The sequence below is a fragment of the Bacteroidota bacterium genome (assembly GCA_039821555.1).
In the GTDB taxonomy this organism is placed as follows: Bacteria; Bacteroidota; Rhodothermia; order Rhodothermales; family Rubricoccaceae; genus JBCBEX01.
The window spans coordinates 1-515 of sequence record JBCBNX010000081.1; the positions used below are offsets into that span (position 1 = coordinate 1).

General features: G+C 63.9%; 1 protein-coding gene. It reads right to left on the reverse strand.

Going from position 1 to position 515, the window contains the following annotated elements:
* Nucleotides 1–515 (reverse strand): M14 family zinc carboxypeptidase (locus tag AAFU51_18960; protein ID MEO1573314.1); only part of this gene is annotated, 515 nt, incomplete at both ends.

The following is a 515-nucleotide window of genomic DNA, read 5'->3' on the forward strand; positions in this document are numbered from 1 at the left end:
TCCGGCGTGAAGGCGTAGATCTTGTCCTTCGTCGCCTGCTCGCCGTAGAACCAGTCGTCGGAAGAGCCATTGACCACATAGCCGAGCATCTGGCCCGTGGTGCCGGACGGGTAGCCGTTGGCTTCGGTCATCAGGGCGGCGTAGCTCGAATAGCGCGACGAGTCCGGCGTGAGCGCGTTGACTTCATACCCCCATGGATGAATCAGGACGTCGGAGAAGCTGTGGTAGTTGAAGGCGAGTTTGAAGTCGCGTGACTCAACAAAGTCGCGCAGCGATGCCGTCTCGGGATCTGAGAACGGTGCCGGGCCGCGGTAGGTCTCGCTGGATCCCATGGGGCTTGACCCGGTGTCGTCGCGCGCCCACTCGTAGCCGTAGTTGCGGTTCGGGTCCACCCCGAAGCTGCCGTCCCCGTTGTCCCGCCGGTTCTTGCGCCACAGCCCCCCGCCGTTCGGGTCCTCCTCCTCGTTGTAGACATACCCGTCCGGGTTCAGCACCGGCACGAACGTCAACCGACG